The organism is uncultured Arthrobacter sp. (assembly GCF_902805515.1).
Lineage (GTDB): Bacteria > Actinomycetota > Actinomycetes > Actinomycetales > Micrococcaceae > Arthrobacter_D.
The window spans coordinates 18,341-35,421 of record NZ_CADCTE010000135.1 but is presented as its reverse complement, the minus strand read 5'-3'; the positions used below and the strand labels follow the sequence as shown (position 1 = coordinate 35,421).

17 protein-coding genes are annotated in these 17,081 nt (G+C 68.5%); 6 read left to right on the top strand and 11 right to left on the bottom strand.

The window, feature by feature from the left end; translation table 11 throughout:
* The 3 genes from QZX79_RS12055 to QZX79_RS12045 form a co-directional block, all read left to right on the top strand.
* The coding region (locus QZX79_RS12055; protein WP_294568514.1) for a 3-oxoacyl-[acyl-carrier-protein] synthase III C-terminal domain-containing protein at positions 1-366 on the top strand (366 nt) is incomplete at its 5' end.
* Positions 363-1,082, top strand: coding sequence for a class I SAM-dependent methyltransferase (locus tag QZX79_RS12050; protein ID WP_294568513.1), 720 nt, complete (start codon positions 363-365; stop codon positions 1,080-1,082). The genes QZX79_RS12055 and QZX79_RS12050, both read left to right, overlap by 4 nt.
* Positions 1,075-2,208: an NAD(P)/FAD-dependent oxidoreductase gene (locus tag QZX79_RS12045; protein WP_294568512.1), complete on the top strand. Its 1,134-nt coding sequence runs from the start codon at positions 1,075-1,077 to the stop codon at positions 2,206-2,208. Before QZX79_RS12050 ends, QZX79_RS12045 begins: the two co-directional genes overlap by 8 nt.
* A 21-nt stretch (positions 2,209-2,229) precedes the next feature.
* Here QZX79_RS12045 and QZX79_RS12040 read toward each other — a convergent pair whose 3' ends face one another.
* Both QZX79_RS12040 and QZX79_RS12035 read right to left on the bottom strand, forming a co-directional pair.
* The gene (locus QZX79_RS12040; RefSeq protein ID WP_294568511.1) at positions 2,230-2,862 is read right to left on the bottom strand and encodes an FMN reductase; all 633 of its coding nucleotides are present in this window, start codon (positions 2,860-2,862) and stop codon (positions 2,230-2,232) included.
* Between the two features lie 176 nt (positions 2,863-3,038).
* On the bottom strand, positions 3,039-3,581 hold the full coding sequence (locus QZX79_RS12035) for a hypothetical protein (RefSeq protein ID WP_294568510.1): 543 nt from the start codon (positions 3,579-3,581) through the stop codon (positions 3,039-3,041).
* A 140-nt stretch (positions 3,582-3,721) separates the two neighbouring features.
* Between QZX79_RS12035 and QZX79_RS12030 the strand changes: the two genes are divergently transcribed.
* Positions 3,722-4,060 (top strand): DUF3140 domain-containing protein, encoded by a 339-nt coding sequence (locus QZX79_RS12030; RefSeq protein ID WP_294568509.1) that lies wholly within the window; start codon positions 3,722-3,724, stop codon positions 4,058-4,060.
* 9 nt (positions 4,061-4,069) lie between these two features.
* Here QZX79_RS12030 and QZX79_RS12025 read toward each other — a convergent pair whose 3' ends face one another.
* The 4 genes from QZX79_RS12025 to QZX79_RS12010 form a co-directional block, all read right to left on the bottom strand.
* Positions 4,070-4,276 (bottom strand): DUF2945 domain-containing protein, encoded by a 207-nt coding sequence (locus QZX79_RS12025; protein WP_133402819.1) that lies wholly within the window; start codon positions 4,274-4,276, stop codon positions 4,070-4,072.
* A gap of 73 nt (positions 4,277-4,349) precedes the next feature.
* Positions 4,350-6,044 (bottom strand): thiamine pyrophosphate-binding protein, encoded by a 1,695-nt coding sequence (locus tag QZX79_RS12020; RefSeq protein WP_294568508.1) that lies wholly within the window; start codon positions 6,042-6,044, stop codon positions 4,350-4,352.
* A complete protein-coding gene (speB, locus tag QZX79_RS12015; RefSeq protein ID WP_294568507.1) occupies positions 6,045-7,031 on the bottom strand; it encodes an agmatinase in 987 nt (328 codons plus the stop codon). It lies immediately after the preceding gene.
* A 149-nt stretch (positions 7,032-7,180) separates the two neighbouring features.
* The gene (locus QZX79_RS12010) at positions 7,181-7,759 is read right to left on the bottom strand and encodes a cupin domain-containing protein (protein ID WP_294568506.1); all 579 of its coding nucleotides are present in this window, start codon (positions 7,757-7,759) and stop codon (positions 7,181-7,183) included.
* Positions 7,760-7,933: 174 nt separating this feature from the next.
* Here QZX79_RS12010 and QZX79_RS12005 point away from each other — a divergent pair, with 174 nt between their 5' ends.
* Positions 7,934-9,481 carry a sodium:solute symporter gene (locus QZX79_RS12005; protein WP_294568505.1) on the top strand — a complete coding sequence of 516 codons (1,548 nt, stop codon included), beginning with the start codon at positions 7,934-7,936 and terminating at the stop codon, positions 9,479-9,481.
* A gap of 115 nt (positions 9,482-9,596) precedes the next feature.
* Here the strand turns inward: QZX79_RS12005 and QZX79_RS12000 are convergent, their stop codons facing one another.
* Positions 9,597-11,021 (bottom strand): AI-2E family transporter, encoded by a 1,425-nt coding sequence (locus tag QZX79_RS12000; RefSeq protein WP_366484952.1) that lies wholly within the window; start codon positions 11,019-11,021, stop codon positions 9,597-9,599.
* Positions 11,018-12,751 carry a long-chain-fatty-acid--CoA ligase gene (locus QZX79_RS11995; protein WP_294568504.1) on the bottom strand — a complete coding sequence of 578 codons (1,734 nt, stop codon included), beginning with the start codon at positions 12,749-12,751 and terminating at the stop codon, positions 11,018-11,020. Before QZX79_RS11995 ends, QZX79_RS12000 begins: the two co-directional genes overlap by 4 nt.
* 381 nt (positions 12,752-13,132) lie before the next feature.
* On the opposite strand from QZX79_RS11995, the gene QZX79_RS11990 reads away from it, so the two are divergent.
* Positions 13,133-14,230 (top strand): VIT1/CCC1 family protein, encoded by a 1,098-nt coding sequence (locus tag QZX79_RS11990; protein ID WP_294568503.1) that lies wholly within the window; start codon positions 13,133-13,135, stop codon positions 14,228-14,230.
* A 35-nt stretch (positions 14,231-14,265) separates the two neighbouring features.
* On the opposite strand, the gene QZX79_RS11985 is transcribed toward QZX79_RS11990, so the two are convergent.
* From QZX79_RS11985 to sucC, 3 genes are all read right to left on the bottom strand, one after another.
* On the bottom strand, positions 14,266-14,736 hold the full coding sequence (locus QZX79_RS11985; RefSeq protein ID WP_294568502.1) for an SRPBCC family protein: 471 nt from the start codon (positions 14,734-14,736) through the stop codon (positions 14,266-14,268).
* 164 nt (positions 14,737-14,900) lie between these two features.
* A complete protein-coding gene (gene sucD / locus QZX79_RS11980) occupies positions 14,901-15,803 on the bottom strand; it encodes a succinate--CoA ligase subunit alpha (RefSeq protein ID WP_294568501.1) in 903 nt (300 codons plus the stop codon).
* A 12-nt stretch (positions 15,804-15,815) separates the two neighbouring features.
* Positions 15,816-16,982, bottom strand: a complete 1,167-nt coding sequence (sucC, locus tag QZX79_RS11975) for an ADP-forming succinate--CoA ligase subunit beta (protein ID WP_294568500.1) — start codon at positions 16,980-16,982, stop codon at positions 15,816-15,818.
* Positions 16,983-17,081: the final 99 nt, after the last annotated feature.

Here is a 17,081-nt window from a genome sequence, read left to right as displayed (position 1 = left end):
ATGGTCCTTGGCACCTATGTGCCCCACATCATCGACGAAAACATCGTCTCAGCCCTCGAACCCCTGCTGGCCCACGACATTTCCCTCGAGGGCAAGGCCTACTCGGATATCGAACACTGGGCGATCCACCCGGGCGGCCGGAGCATCCTCGATAAGGTCGAGGCCAAGCTCGACCTCACTTCGGACCAGCTGGCACCGGCGCGGGAGATCCTGCGCAACTACGGCAATATGAGCAGCGCAACGGTGATGTTCGTGTTGAAGAACATCCTCGAGCAGCCCTCCTCCGGCGGCAACGGACGGGTCTGCTCGATGGCCTTCGGACCAGGCCTCACCGTGGAGACGGCCCTCCTCACGAAGATCGGATGACCCCCGGCGGATTCCTCCTGCGGCGCGACGCCGGAGCCGTCGAGGAGATGGACAAGCCCGACTGTGACCCGCTCACGCTTGAGCGCACCTACTCCCAGTTCGGCCTTGTCAACGCGGTGGTAGCCGGCTGGAGGCACACCTATCGAACGCTCGTGCGCCCCCAGCTTTCCCGGAACCGGGAAAACACCCTGCTCGATATCGGCTCGGGCGGCGGGGACGTTCCCCGGGCGCTGGCCCGCTGGGCCCGCCGCGACGGGCTGGCCCTGGCCATCACGGCCATTGACCCTGACGGGCGCGCCCACGCCTATGCCACCTCCCGCCCGGAGGTTCCCGGGCTGAGCTTCCGCAGGGCGCTGAGCTCCGAGCTCGTCGCCGAGGGCAGACGGTTCACTGTAGTGACGTCGAACCATGTGCTACACCACCTCGACCCCGGCGCCCTGTCGGGCCTGCTCGATGACAGCGCGCGGCTGGCCGAGCGCCTCGCGGTGCACAGCGACATCGCCCGCAACAGCATCGGCTACGGCCTCTTTTCGGTGGGGACCCTGCCCCTGCGCGGTTCGTACATCCGCCGGGACGGGCTGACCTCGATCCGGCGCAGCTACACCCCGGCCGAACTCCGGGAGGTCCTGGCGGCCGACCGCCGGTCCGGGTGGAGCGTGGAGAGCGCCGTCCCCTTCCGGAATCTGCTCGTCTTTCGGGCCGGCCCGGATGCATGACGTGGTGGTGGCCGGGGGCGGCCCCGTTGGCCTCTACGCCGCCCTCGAACTGCGCCGGGCCGGCCTGGACGTCGTCGTGCTTGAGAGGCGCACCACGCGCAGCGGGCACTCCCGGGCCATCGGCATCCACCCTCCGGCCCTGGCGGCGCTGCAGGCAGGGGACGTGGCCGGGGCCCTTGAGGCGCGGGGGGTGCGGATCACCGAGGGAATTGCCCGCAGCGCAGGACGGCAGGTCGCAACCCTCTCCTTTGCCACCCTCCCCGGGGAGCACCGCTACGTGCTGGCGGTGCCGCAGGCCGTGACCGAGGAGGTGCTCGAGGACCGGCTCGCCGGGCGCTTTCCCGGCACCCTGCGCCGCGGAATCACAGTGACCGGCCTTTCGGAGCGGGGCGACCGGGTAGAGGTCCATGCCGCGGGGCCCGGCGGTGCCGAGGTCTTCGAGGCGCGTCTCGTCATCGGCGCCGATGGAGCACGCAGTGCCGTGCGGGACTTTGCCGGCATCCGTGCTCCGGGAAGGTCCTACCCCGACTGCTACCTCATGGGCGACTTCCCCGACGGGACCGGCGACGGCGACTCGGCCGTGCTCTACCTCGAGGCCGCAGGCATCGTCGAGTCGTTCCCGCTGCCGGGCGGGGTGCGCCGCTGGGTGGTGCGGCTGGGAGCGCCCGCCGAACCCGACGCGCAGTTGCTCTCACGCCTCATCGGGCAGCGCACGAACGTGGCGGTGGACCCGGCCGGGAACACCATGGTGAGCAGTTTCGAGGTGCGTTCCCGGCTGGCCGAGCGGCTTGTCGCCGGCCGGGTGCTGCTGGTGGGCGACGCCGCCCATGAGATCAGTCCTATTGGGGGCCAGGGGATGAACCTGGGCTGGCTCGACGTCGAGGCCCTCGTGCCGCTCATCACGGCACACCTGTGCGACGGCGCCGACGTCGGGCAGCAGTTGGCCCGGTTCGATCGGACGCGGCGCCGGGCCGCGGGCCTGGCGCGGCGCAAGGCCCACCTGAATATGGCCCTCGGAAGGCCCCTGCCTCCCCCGGTGCTGGCGGCCCGCAACGCGGGCCTCGCGCGCCTTTTGTCGCGGCCCGCCGTCTCTTCCGGGATTGCCCGCGCCTTCACCATGCAGTGAGGCTTCGGCGGGCGGCCGGGCCTAGCGGTTCCCCTGGATCTTTGCCAGCAGCTCCTCGAAGGGCGCCGACACCTCGGGTCCCCGTGCAGGCCGCGGGCCGACCGAGCCGAGGATCAGTGCCACCAGCTCCTTCGCTGCCCGGCGCGACCTTTGCTCGAGCCCCGGAGCGCCGTCCCCGCTGCCGGCACCCCAGTCCTGCGGTGCGGCGTAGACGGTGGTGGGAACGACGACGGCCCGCAGGTAGCTGAACAGCGGCCGCAGGGCATGCTCGAGCATCAGTGAGTGCCGTGCGCTGCCGCCCGTGGCGCCCAGCAGCACGGGCATCCCCTCGAGGGCCTTGGGGTCCAGGACGTCGAAGAACGACTTGAGCAGCCCGCTGTAGGATCCGGAGAACACCGGGCTGACGACGATCAGCGCGTCGGCCGCGGCGAGCCGCTCCTGGACCGCGGCGAGAGCCGGCGGGGCGAAACCCGTGACGAGGTGGTTGGCAATATCGAGGGCAAGCTCGCGGAGCTCGATTGTTTCGACCTCGGCGGTGGCACCGGCCGCCCCAAGGGCCTCAACAGCCGACTCCGCCAGCTGATCGGCAAGCATCCTGCTTGATGAAGGAACGCCCAACCCCGCCGAAACGACAACAATTGAAGGTGTAGCCACCGGAAAACCCCTCTCGAATTACATACATTTGCATGCATATGACTCAACCCGGGGGACGCCCATTTCATTCCCCGCCGCGGCGGGGAACGCACCTGCAGCTCAAACGGCAAGTGGCTCCCGGCGCCATGCGCCGGGAGCCACCTCTTCCTCAGCGCCCCTGCGGAGCCGCCGGGGGCCTACTTCCTGCCGAAGATTCCGTCGAGCACGTTGGTGGGCCGCTGCATCTCCCCCTGGTGGGCCGAAAGGACCACCACCGTACCGCTGACGACGGGGAGCGCCCACTGCAGCATCTTGAGCTGCGACTGGGCCTTGGCGAGCTCATCCGAAGCACCGGGGCGCGGCTCCGTCGCGCCTTCGCCACCCTGTTCGGCCAGTTCGGCAACCTTCTTGCCCATCATGCCCGCATAGAGGGAGAGCGCCATGCCGGCCACCGTCACTACGCTCTTGATCACCGTATTGCCCCCCACGCCCTCCTGCTTGGCCAGGCGGCCCTTGTTGCCGTAGATCAGCCCGATGCCGCCGACCGCGTGCACGACGAACGCACCGATCTGCACCGGGGTCCACTTCGCCCATCCGAGGGTTGAGAGGCGTGTGCGCTCCCGGGGGTCCTTCGCTTTACCGGTGGCGCCGTTCAGCCCCACCGCACCCATGAGGGTTCCACCGAACCATGCGGCCGCGCCGAGGTCGTGGGCGGATCGAGCCAGAAGGTTTCCTGCCATGATGTCGTACTCCTTAGTTCTCGAAAATCGACCTACCCTCTACCTTTATCAGCCTGCTTACGATTACGCTACGGGAAGCCCCGAAAACAGGAAGTACGCGAATGCCGGCACGCGAACCCGTCCGGCGAAGGGAGCAAGCGGTGGCAACGAATGGCACGGATCTCGACGCGGTATGGCCCCAGTGGAGGGAAGCGGTCAATATGACGGCCGCGGAGCTGAAGAAATGGCTTGACACCGACGAGTCGCTCTCCGTCGGCCAGAAGGACGGCGGGGAATCGGTCGGGCACGCCTCGGGCCGCCGGATCGTGGAGATCCTCGAAACCCGCAAGCCGGACCTGACCGAGGACGATGTCCAGCACATGGCGAAGGTGGTCGGCTATGTGCACCGGCATCTCGCGCAGACTCCCGGCAAGGACGACCTCGAACACTCGAGGTGGCGTTACTCCCTGATGAACTGGGGCCACGATCCGCTGAAGTAGCCCGCCGGCCTAGGAGGGCTTGCTGAGGGCGCTCTGCTTGTGGGCCGCCTGCTTGCCCGATTTCGCACTCTCGACGATGTAGTAGGGCTCATCGGAGGATGCCTTGAACTTCTGGCCGTCAAAAGTGAATTCCTTCTCCCGCTTCTCGACGACCTTGCCCTCGGTCGTCCCCTGCGGTGTGTTCCAGGTGACCTTCTCGCCCTTGCGGAATGACATCGATGCGCCCCTTCTGTCCGGCCTGCGGGTACGTAAACCCTACCCGCAGGCCGGCGGGCAGCACAGGCCCGGCTCAGTCGGCCAGGTGCGTCGGCGCAAAGAGGCGCAGCAGTGTCTCGACGACGACGACGTTCGGTCCCTCGGCCGCAAGGCTCTCCTCGAGGGCCTCCCGGACGTCGGCAGGGGCGACCCTCCGCGCCGGAACGCCGAAGGCCTCGGCGAGCTTCACGAAGTCGGGCCGGGCCAGCTCGGTGGCCGTCGCCTTGCCGAAGGCGCCCTCCATGTATTCGCGCAGGATGCCATAGCCGCCGTCATCGACGATGAGCCAGGTGACGGGGAGGTTATGCTGTTTCGCCGTCGCCAGCTCCGCGATGGAGTACATGGCCGAGCCGTCGCCGGAGACCGCGAGCACCCGCGGCGGCAGGCCCTTTGATTCCAGGCCGACGGTGCCGCCGATGGCGCCGGGGAAGCCGTAGCCGAGGCCGCCGGCACCCTGTGCCGAATGGAACTGTCCGTCGCGTGAGTCCCAGCAGCTCCACGCCCAGTAGGCGGAGATGGTCATATCCCAGAAGGTCTGCATTGAGTCCGGCACCGCTTCGCGGATGTCGGCCATGAATTTGCGCTCCATCCCGAGGTCCTGGGCGTCGAGGCGCGCCGAGACCTTGGCGAGGGTCTCCGCGACCAGCGCGGCGGCGTCATAGCCCTCGGTGCGTCCGCGGTCGAGCGCCGGCAGCGCCTCGTCGAGGGCCTTCAGTGCCTGGCCTGCGTCGGCCCGGATGCCGAGCGCCGGGCGGTTCGATTCGAGGACGCGGGGTTCGGCGTCGATCTGGATGATGCGCCCGCGCGGCTCGAGCGTGAAGTAGTTGGAGGTGACCTCACCGAGGGAGGAGCCGATGACCAGCAGGAGGTCGGCGTCCTCGAGCACCTCGGTGACGTGGCGGTCCTCGACCCAGGACTGCAGCGACAGCTCGTGGTTCCAGGGGAACGCGCCGTTGCCGCCGGGTGAGCACACGACGGGGGCGCCGAGCTTTTCGGCGATGGAGAGCAGCTCGAGTTCGGCCTTGCCGCGGCGCGCTCCGCCGCCGGCGACGATGGCGGGACGCTTGGAGGCGGTGAGCCACTCGATCGCTTCACGGACGAGTTCGACGCGCGGAGGGTTGTCGAACGGCTCGGCGAGCGCATCCTCGACCCGCGGCACCATCACCGGGTCCAGCAGCACGTTCTGGGGCACCTCGATCCAGACCGGTCCCTGCGGCGAGGAGACGGCTTCGGTCCAGGCGTCCTGGATCGCCGAGGGGATCCCCGAGGCGTGCTGGATCAGCCGCTGGCTCTTGGTGACGTTCGCCGCCGAGGCCTTCTGGTCGTCGAGCTGGTGGAGCATGCCCTTGCGCCGCGCGCCGAGGCCCTCGAGCGGGATCTGGCTGGCGATCACGATCATCGGGACGCCGGTGGCGTAGGCCTCCTGGAGTCCGGCCAGCGAGGTGAGCGCCCCGGGACCGGTGGAGAGGAAGAGGACGCCGACCTCACCCGTGGCCCGGGAGAAGCCGTCGGCGGCGAACGCCGAATTGTTTTCCACCCGGGAGGAGACGAAGCGCAGCGGCGAGCGGGACAGGGCGTCGAAGAGCCCGAGGGCATGCTGGCCCGGGATTCCGAAGACGGTGGTGGCACCCAGGGCGGTCAGCGTCTCGACGACGAGGTCACCGCCGTTGCGCTGGCCGGTGAGGAGGGGCTGGGGCGGAACTGAGGCGGCGCTGTCGGTGATTTCCATTCAGCTTTCCTTTGAAGGCGAGGTGAGGTTGTCGGCCATGAGGCTGACGAGGTCGTAGGCGACATGGGAGGCCGCGACGCCGGTGATTTCGGCGGTGTCGTAGGCGGGAGCCACCTCGACGACGTCGGCGCCGACCAGGTTCAGGCCGCGCAGTCCCCTCAGGATCTCAAGGAGCTCACGGCTTGTCATTCCGCCGGCCTCGGGGGTGCCGGTGCCCGGGGCGTGGGCGGGGTCGAGCACGTCGATGTCGACCGAGACGTACAGCGGCCGGTTGCCGATGCGGTCCCGCAGCCGGGCGATGACCTCGTCGACCCCTTGGCGGAACACATCGGAGGAGGTGACGATGCCGAAGCCGAAGCGCCGGTCGTCCTCGAGGTCCTTCACGCCGTACAGGGGTCCGCGCGTTCCGACGTGCGAGATGGCCTCGGTGTCGAGGATCCCTTCCTCGACGGCCCGCCGGAAGGGCGTCCCGTGGGTGTATTCCGCGCCGAAGTAGGTGTCCCAGGTATCGAGGTGGGCATCGAAGTGGAGCAGAGCCACTGGTGAGCCCGCCCGTTCGGAGGCCGCCCGCAGCAGGGGCAGGGCGATCGTGTGATCCCCGCCGAGGGTGACGAGCCGGGTTCCGTCGGCGGTCAGGTCGAGTGCGTTGGCCTGGACCGTCTCGATGGCCTCATGGATATTGAAGGGGTTGACCGCCATGTCACCGGCGTCGGCAACCTGGACGCGTTCGAACGGCGAGACGTCGAGCGCCGGGTTGTAGGGGCGCAGCAGGCGTGATGCCTCGCGGACGTGGTTGGCGCCGAACCGCGCCCCCGGCCGGTACGAGACGCCGGAGTCAAAGGGAACGCCCACCACGGCGATGTCAGTGCGGTCCACCTGGTCGAGGCGCGGGAGCCGCGCGAAGGTCGCGGCGCCGGAGTAGCGCGGCACGCGGGCCGAATCGATGGGGCCGAGGTGGCCACCTGCCGTAATGCGCAGTTCTTCCATGGGCGTCGTCCATTCCTCAGGGGTGCACACCCGGCGCACCGAAGTTGCTAAATATGCATCAATTGTTTTGCACAAGGCTAATTGTGGGCCGGGTCACGGGTCAAGGTGCGGACCGCCCGAAGACGCCGGGGCACCGTCGTCGACCCCGCCTATTTACCCGAGGCTGCCGGCACCAGGGTCCACAGGATAACGGCCTGCTCCCCCGAGGGGTTGGCCCAGGTGTGCGGTTCGCGTCCGGGGAAGGTCACCGTATCCCCCGCCTGCAGTTCGAAGCGCTCATTGGAGAAAATCAGCTCGAAGGAGCCCTCCACCACGTGCAGGGTCTCAACCTCGCAGTCCACCGAGTACAGTTCGGCCTCCCCACGCCCGTGCGGCTCGATCACGGCCCGGATCATCTGCAGGCGGCGCTCCGAGCGGGCGGTCATCAGCCGCTCGATGATCCCCTCGCCGCCAAGGCTGATCCGGGGAGCCTCCTCAAGGCGGGTCAGGTGGGTTTCGGGGGCCAGGAACAGGTCGCCGATGGAGATGGAGAGGACCTGGCACAGGGTGACGAGCGACGCCACCGAGGGCGAGGTGAGGTCGCGCTCGACCCGGCTGAGGAACCCCTTCGTCAACCCTGTCGCCTCCGCCACCTGCTCGATGGTCATGCGCTGGGACTGCCGGGCGGCGCGGATGCGGGAACCGATCGCCACCGGGGCGTTGGTGGGTTCAACAGGCAGGGCCTTCATGGCAGTCCTCCCAGGGGGAAAGGGAACGAACGGGAGTCAAGATAGAGCATAGCGATCGCAGCGTCGCTTCTATGAAGCGCCCGGATGGTTCCCGATTGACGAAGTGACCTTTATCACTCTAGCCTATGATGAAACAAAAGTTGCTTCGTGTGCAACAACGATTGGGTGGGAACAATGGAATATCTTAATGCGGCGATAGTGGTCGTCTATCTCGTGGCCATGCTCGGCTTCGGCTGGTGGGGCAAGTCCCGCACCCGGAACGCGAGTGACTACCTGGTGGCCGGCCGGCGCCTCGGGCCACTGCTCTACACGGGCACCATGGCCGCCGTGGTCCTCGGCGGGGCCTCGACCGTCGGCGGCGTCGGCCTGGGCTACACCTACGGAATCTCGGGGATGTGGCTCGTCGTCGCCATCGGGGTGGGCGTGCTGCTGCTGAGCCTGCTGTTCGCCCCTTCGATCCAGCGGCTGAAGATCTACACCGTGTCGCAGATGCTCAGCCTGCGCTACGGCTCGGAGGCGACGAAGGTCTCGGGCATCGTCATGCTGGCCTACACCCTGATGCTGTGCGCCACCTCCACCGGCGCCTATGCCACGATCTTCGTCGTCCTCTTTGGCTGGGACCGCGCCCTCTCGATCGCCATCGGCGGGATCATCGTGGTGATTTACTCGGCGGTCGGCGGCATGTGGTCGATCACCCTGGCCGACATGGCGCAGTTCGTCATCAAGACGATCGGGGTCTTCGCCCTGATGCTTCCGTTCGCGCTTTCCTCGGCCGGAGGGTTCGAGGGAATCTCCGAGCGCGCCGGCGCGGAGTTCTTCGACATCACCGGCATCGGCGCCCAGAGCATCCTCACCTACTTCGTCGTCTACACCCTGGGCCTGCTGATCGGCCAGGACATCTGGCAGCGCGTCTTCACCTCCCGCACACCGGAGGTCGCCCGCTGGGGCGGAGCCACCGCAGGCATCTACTGCATCCTGTACGGGGTGGCCGGGGCGCTGATCGGGATGTCCGCGAGCGTCATCCTGCCGGACATCGAGTCCCAGGACGACGTCTACGCCGACATCGCCCTCAACGTCCTGCCGATCGGGATCGGCGGCCTGGTCCTGGCCGCCGCGGTCGCCGCCATGATGTCAACGGCGTCGGGCGCGCTCATCGCAGCGGCGACGGTGGCCCGCACCGACGTCCTGCCCTACGTTCGGAGCTGGTCGCGGCGGGGCGCGGGCAGCGCGCACCAGCCGGCACCGGAGGCCGGCGGGCACGACGTCGGAAGCAGCCGGTGGTGGGTGTTCGGCCTCGGCGTGACCGCCATCCTGCTCGCGGTCGTGGTGCAGGACGTCGTCGCCGCCCTGACCATCGCCTACGACATCCTCGTCGGCGGGCTCCTCGTCGCCATTATCGGCGGCCTCGTCTGGAAGGGCGGCAACGGGCTCGGCGCCGGCATCTCAATGGCCGTCGGGACGGTCTTCACCCTCGGCACCATGATCTTCCTCGAAGTGAACGCCGAGAACCAGTACGAAGGCATCTACTCGAACTGGCCGATCTACATTGGACTGGGCGCCTCCGCGGTCGTCTACATCATCGTGTCAGTGGCGAGCCGACCTACCGATCCGGCCGTCATGGCCGCGTGGGAGGACCGAGTCGCGGGCAACGTGCCCGACGACGACGCTCCGGCCGTCGAAGCGTCCGCCGGCGGCGCATCGGTCCTTCCGGAACGCCGGTAGCCGCACCTCACAGCCCAAGGGCTCCTCCCGCAGCGCGGGAGGAGCCCTTGGGTTTTTCGATCAGCTGTTCGTCCGGCTACTCAGCCGGCGCCGGTTTTGTGGGCGTCGTTCAGGGTCAGTCGTCAAGGGCGGTGGAGCCGCCGTCCCGGCGGTCCCGCCGCTCCCGCCGTGTCCCGGAGGAACCGGCCGCGCCGGTGTCCTCGGAGCCCCTGCCGTGCGCACCGGTCCCGGGGGTCCCGGGGGAACCGGCCGTGGCCGGCACCGAGGGCTCCGCGGCGAACTGCTTCGAGGATTCCTCGGTCTCCGGGGTGACACCGCGCGAGGCGACGCCGGGGCGGTCCTCATCGGAGCGCTTGGCGGCGGCGAGCTCGGCCAGCTCGATCGCCTTGGGGTCGTCCTTGGGGAGGGTGCTCAGGCCGTGCCCGCTCTCGTCGAGGGCCGTGGCCTGTTCGGCCTTTTCGACCTCCGTCTCGGTGATCGCCTCGTCCTCCTCCTGGTTCCATGCCTTGATCGCCGCCCAGGTGACAGCGGCTACCGGCACCGACAGGATGGCGCCGATGATTCCGGCGAGGATGGTGCCTGCAGTCAGGGCGAGCAGGATGACCAGGGCGTGGACGCTCAGGGTGCGCCCCATGACGACCGGCTGCAGGAAGTTGCCCTCGAGCTGGTTGACCACGATGACGACGATGATCACGATCAGCGCCGCGGTGGGACCGTTGGAGACAAGTGCAACGAGCGCTGCGAGAACCCCGGCCAGGGTGGCCCCGACGAGGGGGATGAACGCCCCGATAAAGACGATCACGGCCAGCGGAAGGGCCAGGGGGATCTTGAGGACCACCAGGGCGATGCCGATGAAGACGGCGTCGACGAGTGCGACGATGGCCGTCCCCCGGACATAGCCGCCGAGCACGGCGAGGCTGCTGTAGCCGACCCGGCGGGCCTTCACGAGCCGCTTGCCCTTGAAGGCCCTCAGGATGAAGGCCCAGATCTTCTCGCCGTCCTTGAGGAAGTAGAACAGGATGACGGCCATCAGCAGGCCGCCGGCGATGAAGTTGGTCGCGGCACTCAGGCCGGAGAGGGCACCGGCGCCCGCGGTGCTGCTGGTGGCAAAGTCGATCACCGCATCCCGGGCCTGCTGGATCTGACCCGAGTCAACGGGAATCGGGCCGTCCTCGACAAAGGCGTAGAGCTGGTCAAAGCCCCTCACGGCGCTGTCGACGAGCTCACCGGCCTGGTTCTGCACGGCGAACACAATGCCGGTGATCAGCCCGCCGAAAAGCAGGAGGAGAAGCAGGAAGGAAAAGCCTGTGGCCGCGGAACTGGGCCAGCCCTTGCGGCGGAGCCAATGTACGAGGGGCACAATCGCTGCGGCGAGGATCAGGGCAAGCAGTACCGGGATCACCACGAGGCGCACCTGGATCAGCGCGTAGACCGTGACCACGGCGAGCAGCAGCATCAGGAGGACCTGGGCGCAGCGCAGGCTGGCCCGGCCAAGGCTGTCCTTCCAGGGATTCGTCGTTTCTGGCGTGTTGACGCTCATGATGCCTGTCTTCCGGTAGGTGTCGTTGTCTTGCTGTCCAGGAGGCGGGTGCGTACCTCGCGGCGCAGCACCTTCCCGATCAGTGACCGGGGCAGTTCGTCCACCGCGAAGATGCGGCGGGGAACCTTGTAGGCGGCCAGCCCGTCCCGGCAGCGCTTGCGGAGGGATTCCTCGTCGAGTTGCTCGCCGTCGGCCATCACGACAGCGGCGACGACGTCCTCCCCACCGCCGGGCCGCGGCAGGCCGACGACCGCGGCGTCGGTGACCGGGCCGCAGGCTCGAAGGGTGTCCTCCACCTCGGTGGGAGCCACGTTGAAGCCCCCGGTGATGATCAGTTCCTTGATCCGGTCGACGATGCTGACGTACGAGTCGGCGTCGACGCTCACGATGTCACCGGTGCGGAACCACCCGCCCTCGAGGAGCACGGCGTCGGTTTCTGCGGGCTTCTGCCAGTAGCCGGAGAACACCTGGGGACCGCGGATCAGCAGTTCGCCGGCCTCTCCGGGCGGCCTCTCAACGTCCACGCGATCGGGGTCGACGACCCGGATGTCGGTGTTGGGGAACGGGACGCCGACGGTGCCCGGCCGCCGGGTGGGGCCGATGGGATTGCCAAGGGCCACCGGGGAGGTCTCGGTGAGCCCGTAGCCCTCGACGAGGTACCCGCCGGTGGCCTTCTCCCAGCGGGCCACCGTCTCCGGGGGCAGGTTCATGGCACCGGAGATGGCGAACCGGATGCTGGAGAGGTCGACCCCCCGCTCCTCGGCGGCCGCGGCGAGCCGGTCGTAGATGGGGGGAACCGCCGGAAGGAATGTGGGCGGGCTCTTCCGGACGGCCTGCAACACGAGGTCGACGTCGAACCGCGGAAAGAGGACAAGCCGCGCCCCGATGCTCATGGCGAAGGTCAGGCACAGGGTCAGCCCGTAGGCGTGGAACATCGGCAGCACCGCGTAGACGACCTCCTTCCCTTCGACGAGTCCGGGCACCCACGCACGGCCCTGGGCGGCGTTGGCGAGCAGGTTGCGGTGCGTCAGGACGGCGCCCTTGGGGGTTCCGGTGGTGCCGCTGGTGTACTGGATCACGGCGGTGTCCCCGGACGCGGGTCGGGGATGCCCCTGCCCCAGCGGCGGGGACGCCAACAGCCCTTCCCAGCGGTGGATGGGGTGCGGCCCGGCGAGTTTTTCCGAGGGGGTCAGGGCGGACCGGGCGCGGCGGGCGGCGGGAAGCGGCAGTTTCAGCGCGAGGCGTTTTGCGGCCGGGAGGGCGCGGGTGAGGTCAACCGAGACGATCGCTTCGAGCCCGACGTCCTTCGGGAGCCGCTGGACCTGCGGAACCACCTTGTCCCACACCACGGCGACCTTCGCGCCGTGGTCCTCGAACTGGTGGCGCAGTTCCCGGTCGGTGTAGAGCGGGTTGTGTTCGACGACGATCGCCCCGAGCCGGAGCACGGCGTAGAAGGCGGCGATGTGCTGTGGGCAGTTGGGTAGGACGAGGGCCACACGGTCCCCTGCTGTGACCCCCAGCCGGCGCAGGCCCTCGGCGATGCGCAGGACGTCGGCACCCAGCTTCCCGTACGGAGTCTCCGCCCCGAAGAATTCGAGTGCCACGCCGTCGCGGTGACGGGCGGCCGCGGACTCGAGCAGGTCGAACAACGATCCGTCCGGGACCTCAATCTCGTGCGGCACGCCGGGCGCGTAGCGCGCCGTCCACGGACGGGAGAACTCCGATTTCATAAGCCTGCTTCCTGTTTTGACCCTGCTGACTCTACCGTGCCGCACCGGCGTCACGGTAGCGCCTCCTGTGTATTCTCGACGATCCGGCGCGCGGATTGGTTCTTCCCCGCCGCGGCGCCGGGAAACCGCGCATCCGGACGACCAGCACCCCGGTCGAAAACACGTCGGGCGCGGACACGTTAGACTATCGCCAGCGAAGGGGAGTAGCTCCGCGGCCGGTGTGCCGCGAGGCCTGTCGACATACTGGCGTCAATTGAGCCGCCCGGCAGTCCACCGCCTTGAGGGCGGCGAGCGAGACCTTCGGCCGGAACACGTCCACGTGTTGCAGGCCGGAGCTCCACGTACCCGGCGATCACTGCAGCAGGTTTAGAGGAGCATTCAGTGAAAGCCGCCCAATCCAGGCACGATCCCCGTGACCTCAAGCGCTGGCGCCAGTACCTTGCCGACGAGCGCGCCGAGGCGGCCACCTACCGGGACCTCGCCCGGCGCCGAAGCGGCGAGGAACGCGACATCCTGCTCGCCCTTGCCGACGCCGAGGGCCGCCACGAAGCGCACTGGCTGAGGCTGCTCGGCGACGAGGCGGGACGCCCGGTCCGCCCTTCGGTGCGCAACCGGCTGCTGGGGCTGCTGGCACGGCGGTTCGGCTCGGTGTTTGTCCTCGCCCTGGCCCAGCGGGCCGAAGGGCGCTCCCCCTATGCGGCCGATCCCACCGCGACCAGCGCGATGGCAGCCGACGAGCAGATCCACGAGGAGGTGGTCCGCGCGCTGGCGACCCGCGGCCGGAACCGCCTCTCGGGGAACTTCCGGGCCGCGGTCTTCGGAGCGAACGACGGCCTCGTCAGCAACCTGGCACTCATTATGGGCATCGGGGCGACGGGTGTCTCCACCGGGTTCATCCTTGTCAGCGGCCTTTTCGGCCTGCTGGCCGGCGCCCTCTCGATGGGCGCCGGAGAGTATGTTTCGGTCCGTTCCCAGCGGGAGCTGTTGTCCGCGACCCGTCCTACGCAGGTCACGCTGACGGCCTCCAAGGAACTCGACATCGCGGCGAACGAGCTCGTGCTCGTGTACCGGGCGCGGGGAATGACGCCGGAGGCCGCCACGCACCGAGCCGAGGAACGGATGGGACTCGCGGCCTGTGACTGCGACCCGAGCTTCTCCCTGCAGCCCGAGAACGACACTCCGGAGGACGCCCACGAGCAGGTCGGCACCGGGCTGGGCGCCGCGGCGTCGAGCTTCTGCTTCTTCGCTTCCGGAGCGGTGATTCCGGTGCTGCCCTACCTGGTGGGCCTCACGGGCCTGGCCGCTATCGTCACGGCGTGCGTTCTCGTCGGGCTGGCACTGCTGGCCACCGGCGCCGTAGTGGGGCTGCTGTCGGGTGCCTCCCCGCTGAAGCTCGCGCTGCGCCAGCTCGCCATCGGGCTCGGCGCCGCGGCGGCCACCTACCTGCTGGGAATGCTCTTCGGCACGACAGCCATGTAGCGCCGAACCGGAGGCCCCGGGGAGCCTCCGTCCGGTCAGGGCTGCCCAGTCACGTACTCCTCAAGGCGGACCAGCGTCTTCTCGATGCTCGCCGGGTGCCGGCGCGGGAATCCCGCGAGCAGCAGGACCAGCTTCCACGGCACCGGTCGGGCGTCCCACTGCTCGGTGACGAGGGTCGACTCCCCGCGGGGTTCGAGGACGTAACGCCACACGTGGCGGGAGAAGTGGCGCCAGGCGATCCGGTGCCCCTCCTCGAACTCGACGACCCGGTTCAGGATCCGGTAGCGGGGCCCGAGCTTCATGTTCATCCCGAAGCGGGCGCCCGCCGAGAGCCGGGCCGGGCCGCCGGGCTGTTCCCCGCGGACGGTGCCGGAGCCGTCGATCACGCTGTGAAGGGCCGGGGTGGCGAGCACCTCGAAGATGCGCGCGGCCGGCGCCTTGATCAGGCGGCTGCGGGTGATGAGGTAGCGGGAATGCTTTGGCGTCGTCGTCGGCGTCGTTGTCATAGCCCCATTGTGCCCGAGGCCGCTCCCCCCACCTACCGCGTGTGCCGGGTGCACCGGCCATCCGCAGGCGGAGAGCATACCTGCGGGCAAAAAGAAGCCCCGGTCCGCCGTGGGGCGGGCCGGGGCTTCCTTGGGGTAGCTTTCGACGTGTTGCTTCGGCGCCGTTAGAGCGTCGCGTAGACCTCGCGCAGCAGGCGGGCGGTCTCGGACGGGCTCTTGCCCACCTTGACGCCGGCGGCCTCGAGGGCCTCCTTCTTCGCCTGGGCGGTTCCGGCGGAGCCCGAGACGATGGCGCCGGCGTGGCCCATGGTCTTGCCCTCCGGGGCGGTGAAGCCTGCGACGTAGCCGACGACCGGCTTGGTCACGTGGGCCTTGATGTACTCGGCCGCACGCTCTTCTGCGTCGCCGCCGATTTCGCCGATCATGACGATCGCCTTGGTCTCCGGGTCGGCCTCGAACGCCTCGAGGGCGTCGATGTGGGTGGTACCGACGATGGGGTCGCCGCCGATGCCGATGGCCGTGGAGAAGCCGAGGTCACGCAGCTCGAACATCATCTGGTAGGTCAGGGTGCCCGACTTCGAGACGAGGCCGACGCCGCCCTTGCCGGTGATGTTCGCGGGGGTGATGCCCACCAGGGACTCCCCCGGGGTGATGATGCCGGGGCAGTTCGGGCCGATGATGCGGGTGACCTGCTTGCCGTCGGCGTCGACCTTGGACTGGGCGAGGGCCCAGAACTCGGCGGTGTCCTGCACGGGGACGCCTTCGGTGATGACGACGACCAGGCCGAGGCCGGCCTCGATCGCTTCGACGACGGCGTCCTTGGTGAAGGCCGGCGGCACGAACACGATGGAGACGTCCGCTCCGGTCTCGGCGACGGCTTCCTTCACGGTGCCGTAGACGGGCAGGGTGACGTCGCCGTGGGTCACGGTGGTGCCGGCCTTGCGGGCGTTGACGCCCCCGACGACCTGCGTGCCGGCAGCGAGCATGAGCGCGGTGTGCTTGGTGCCTTCGCCGCCGGTGATGCCCTGGACGATCACCTTTGAGTCTTTATTGAGGTAGATAGACATGGTGGGTTGCCTTTACTTTCCGTAAGCCAGCTCGGCGGCCTTGTCGGCGCCTTCGTCCATGGTGTCGGACAGGGTGATCAGGGGGTGGTTGGCTCCGCGCAGGATGGCGCGGCCCTCCTCCACCTTGTTGCCGTCCAGCCGGACCACGAGGGGCTTGTTGGCTTCGTCGCCGAGGATCTCAAGGGCCTTCACGATGCCGTTGGCGACCTCGTCGCAGGCGGTGATGCCGCCGAAGACGTTGACGAACACGCTCCGAACCTGGGTGTCGTTGAGGATGACGTCGAGGCCGGCGGCCATGACCTCGGCGGAGGCTCCGCCGCCGATGTCCAGGAAGTTCGCCGGGCGCACGTTGCCGTGGGATTCGCCTGCGTAGGCGACGACGTCGAGGGTCGACATCACGAGGCCGGCGCCGTTGCCGATGATGCCGACTTCACCGTCGAGCTTGACGTAGTTGAGGTCGTTGGCCTTGGCCTTCGCCTCGAGCGGGTCGGCCGATTCCTTGTCCTCGAGCGCCGCGTGGTCGGCGTGGCGGAAGTCTGCGTTTTCGTCGATGGTGACCTTGCCGTCGAGGGCGAGGATGTCGCCGCTGCCGGTCTTCACCAGGGGGTTCACCTCGACCAGGGTTGCGTCTTCCTTGACGAACACGTCCCACAGCTTCAGGATCACCGCGGTGACGCCCTCGTGCAGTTCCGGTGCGAACCCTGCCGTCTCGACGATCTCCTGGGCCTTGGCGGAGTCGATGCCGACGCCCGGGTCGACGGCAACGCGGGCCAGCGCCTCGGGGCGCTCGACGGCGAGCTGTTCGATGTCCATGCCGCCCTCGACGGAGCACATGGCGAGGTAGTTGCGGTTGGACCGGTCGAGCAGCACCGAGAAGTAGTACTCCTCGGCGATGTCGGCGCCCTGGGCGATCATGACGGTGTTGACCGTGTGACCCTTGATGTCCATCCCCAAGATGTCCGAGGCATAGCGGTGGGCTTCGTCGGGGGTCTTGGCCACCTTCACGCCGCCGGCCTTACCGCGGCCACCAACCTTGACCTGAGCTTTGACGACGACAACTCCGCCGATTTTTTCAGCTGCTGCTTTGGCTTCTTCAGGGGTGTGCGCCACGATGCCGGCGAGCACGGGAACTCCGTGTGCCTCAAAGAGATCGCGCGCCTGATATTCAAACAGGTCCACGGGCTAGTGTCCTTCTACGTCGAAGTAGGTTTACACAGGGAACTTTAGTCCCTTGGCACTGGGGGCCTTTTCCAGACTACCCGTTTCGTGAGGAAGGCC

Bases quoted from the DNA above. Each gene is read 5' to 3' on its own strand.
- QZX79_RS12025 (WP_133402819.1), bottom strand. From the start codon at position 4,276: ATGTCATTCCGCAAGGGCGAGAAGGTCACCTGGAACACACCGCAGGGG.
- QZX79_RS11995 (WP_294568504.1), bottom strand. From the start codon at position 12,751: ATGAAATCGGAGTTCTCCCGTCCGTGGACGGCGCGCTACGCGCCCGGC.
- QZX79_RS12010 (WP_294568506.1), bottom strand. From the start codon at position 7,759: ATGAAGGCCCTGCCTGTTGAACCCACCAACGCCCCGGTGGCGATCGGT.
- QZX79_RS12035 (WP_294568510.1), bottom strand. From the start codon at position 3,581: ATGGCAGGAAACCTTCTGGCTCGATCCGCCCACGACCTCGGCGCGGCC.
- QZX79_RS11985 (WP_294568502.1), bottom strand. From the start codon at position 14,736: ATGACAACGACGCCGACGACGACGCCAAAGCATTCCCGCTACCTCATC.
- QZX79_RS12000 (WP_366484952.1), bottom strand. From the start codon at position 11,021: ATGAGCGTCAACACGCCAGAAACGACGAATCCCTGGAAGGACAGCCTT.
- QZX79_RS12045 (WP_294568512.1), top strand. From the start codon at position 1,075: ATGCATGACGTGGTGGTGGCCGGGGGCGGCCCCGTTGGCCTCTACGCC.
- sucD (WP_294568501.1), bottom strand. From the start codon at position 15,803: ATGTCTATCTACCTCAATAAAGACTCAAAGGTGATCGTCCAGGGCATC.
- QZX79_RS12050 (WP_294568513.1), top strand. From the start codon at position 363: ATGACCCCCGGCGGATTCCTCCTGCGGCGCGACGCCGGAGCCGTCGAG.
- QZX79_RS12020 (WP_294568508.1), bottom strand. From the start codon at position 6,044: ATGGAAATCACCGACAGCGCCGCCTCAGTTCCGCCCCAGCCCCTCCTC.
- QZX79_RS12005 (WP_294568505.1), top strand. From the start codon at position 7,934: ATGGAATATCTTAATGCGGCGATAGTGGTCGTCTATCTCGTGGCCATG.
- speB (WP_294568507.1), bottom strand. From the start codon at position 7,031: ATGGAAGAACTGCGCATTACGGCAGGTGGCCACCTCGGCCCCATCGAT.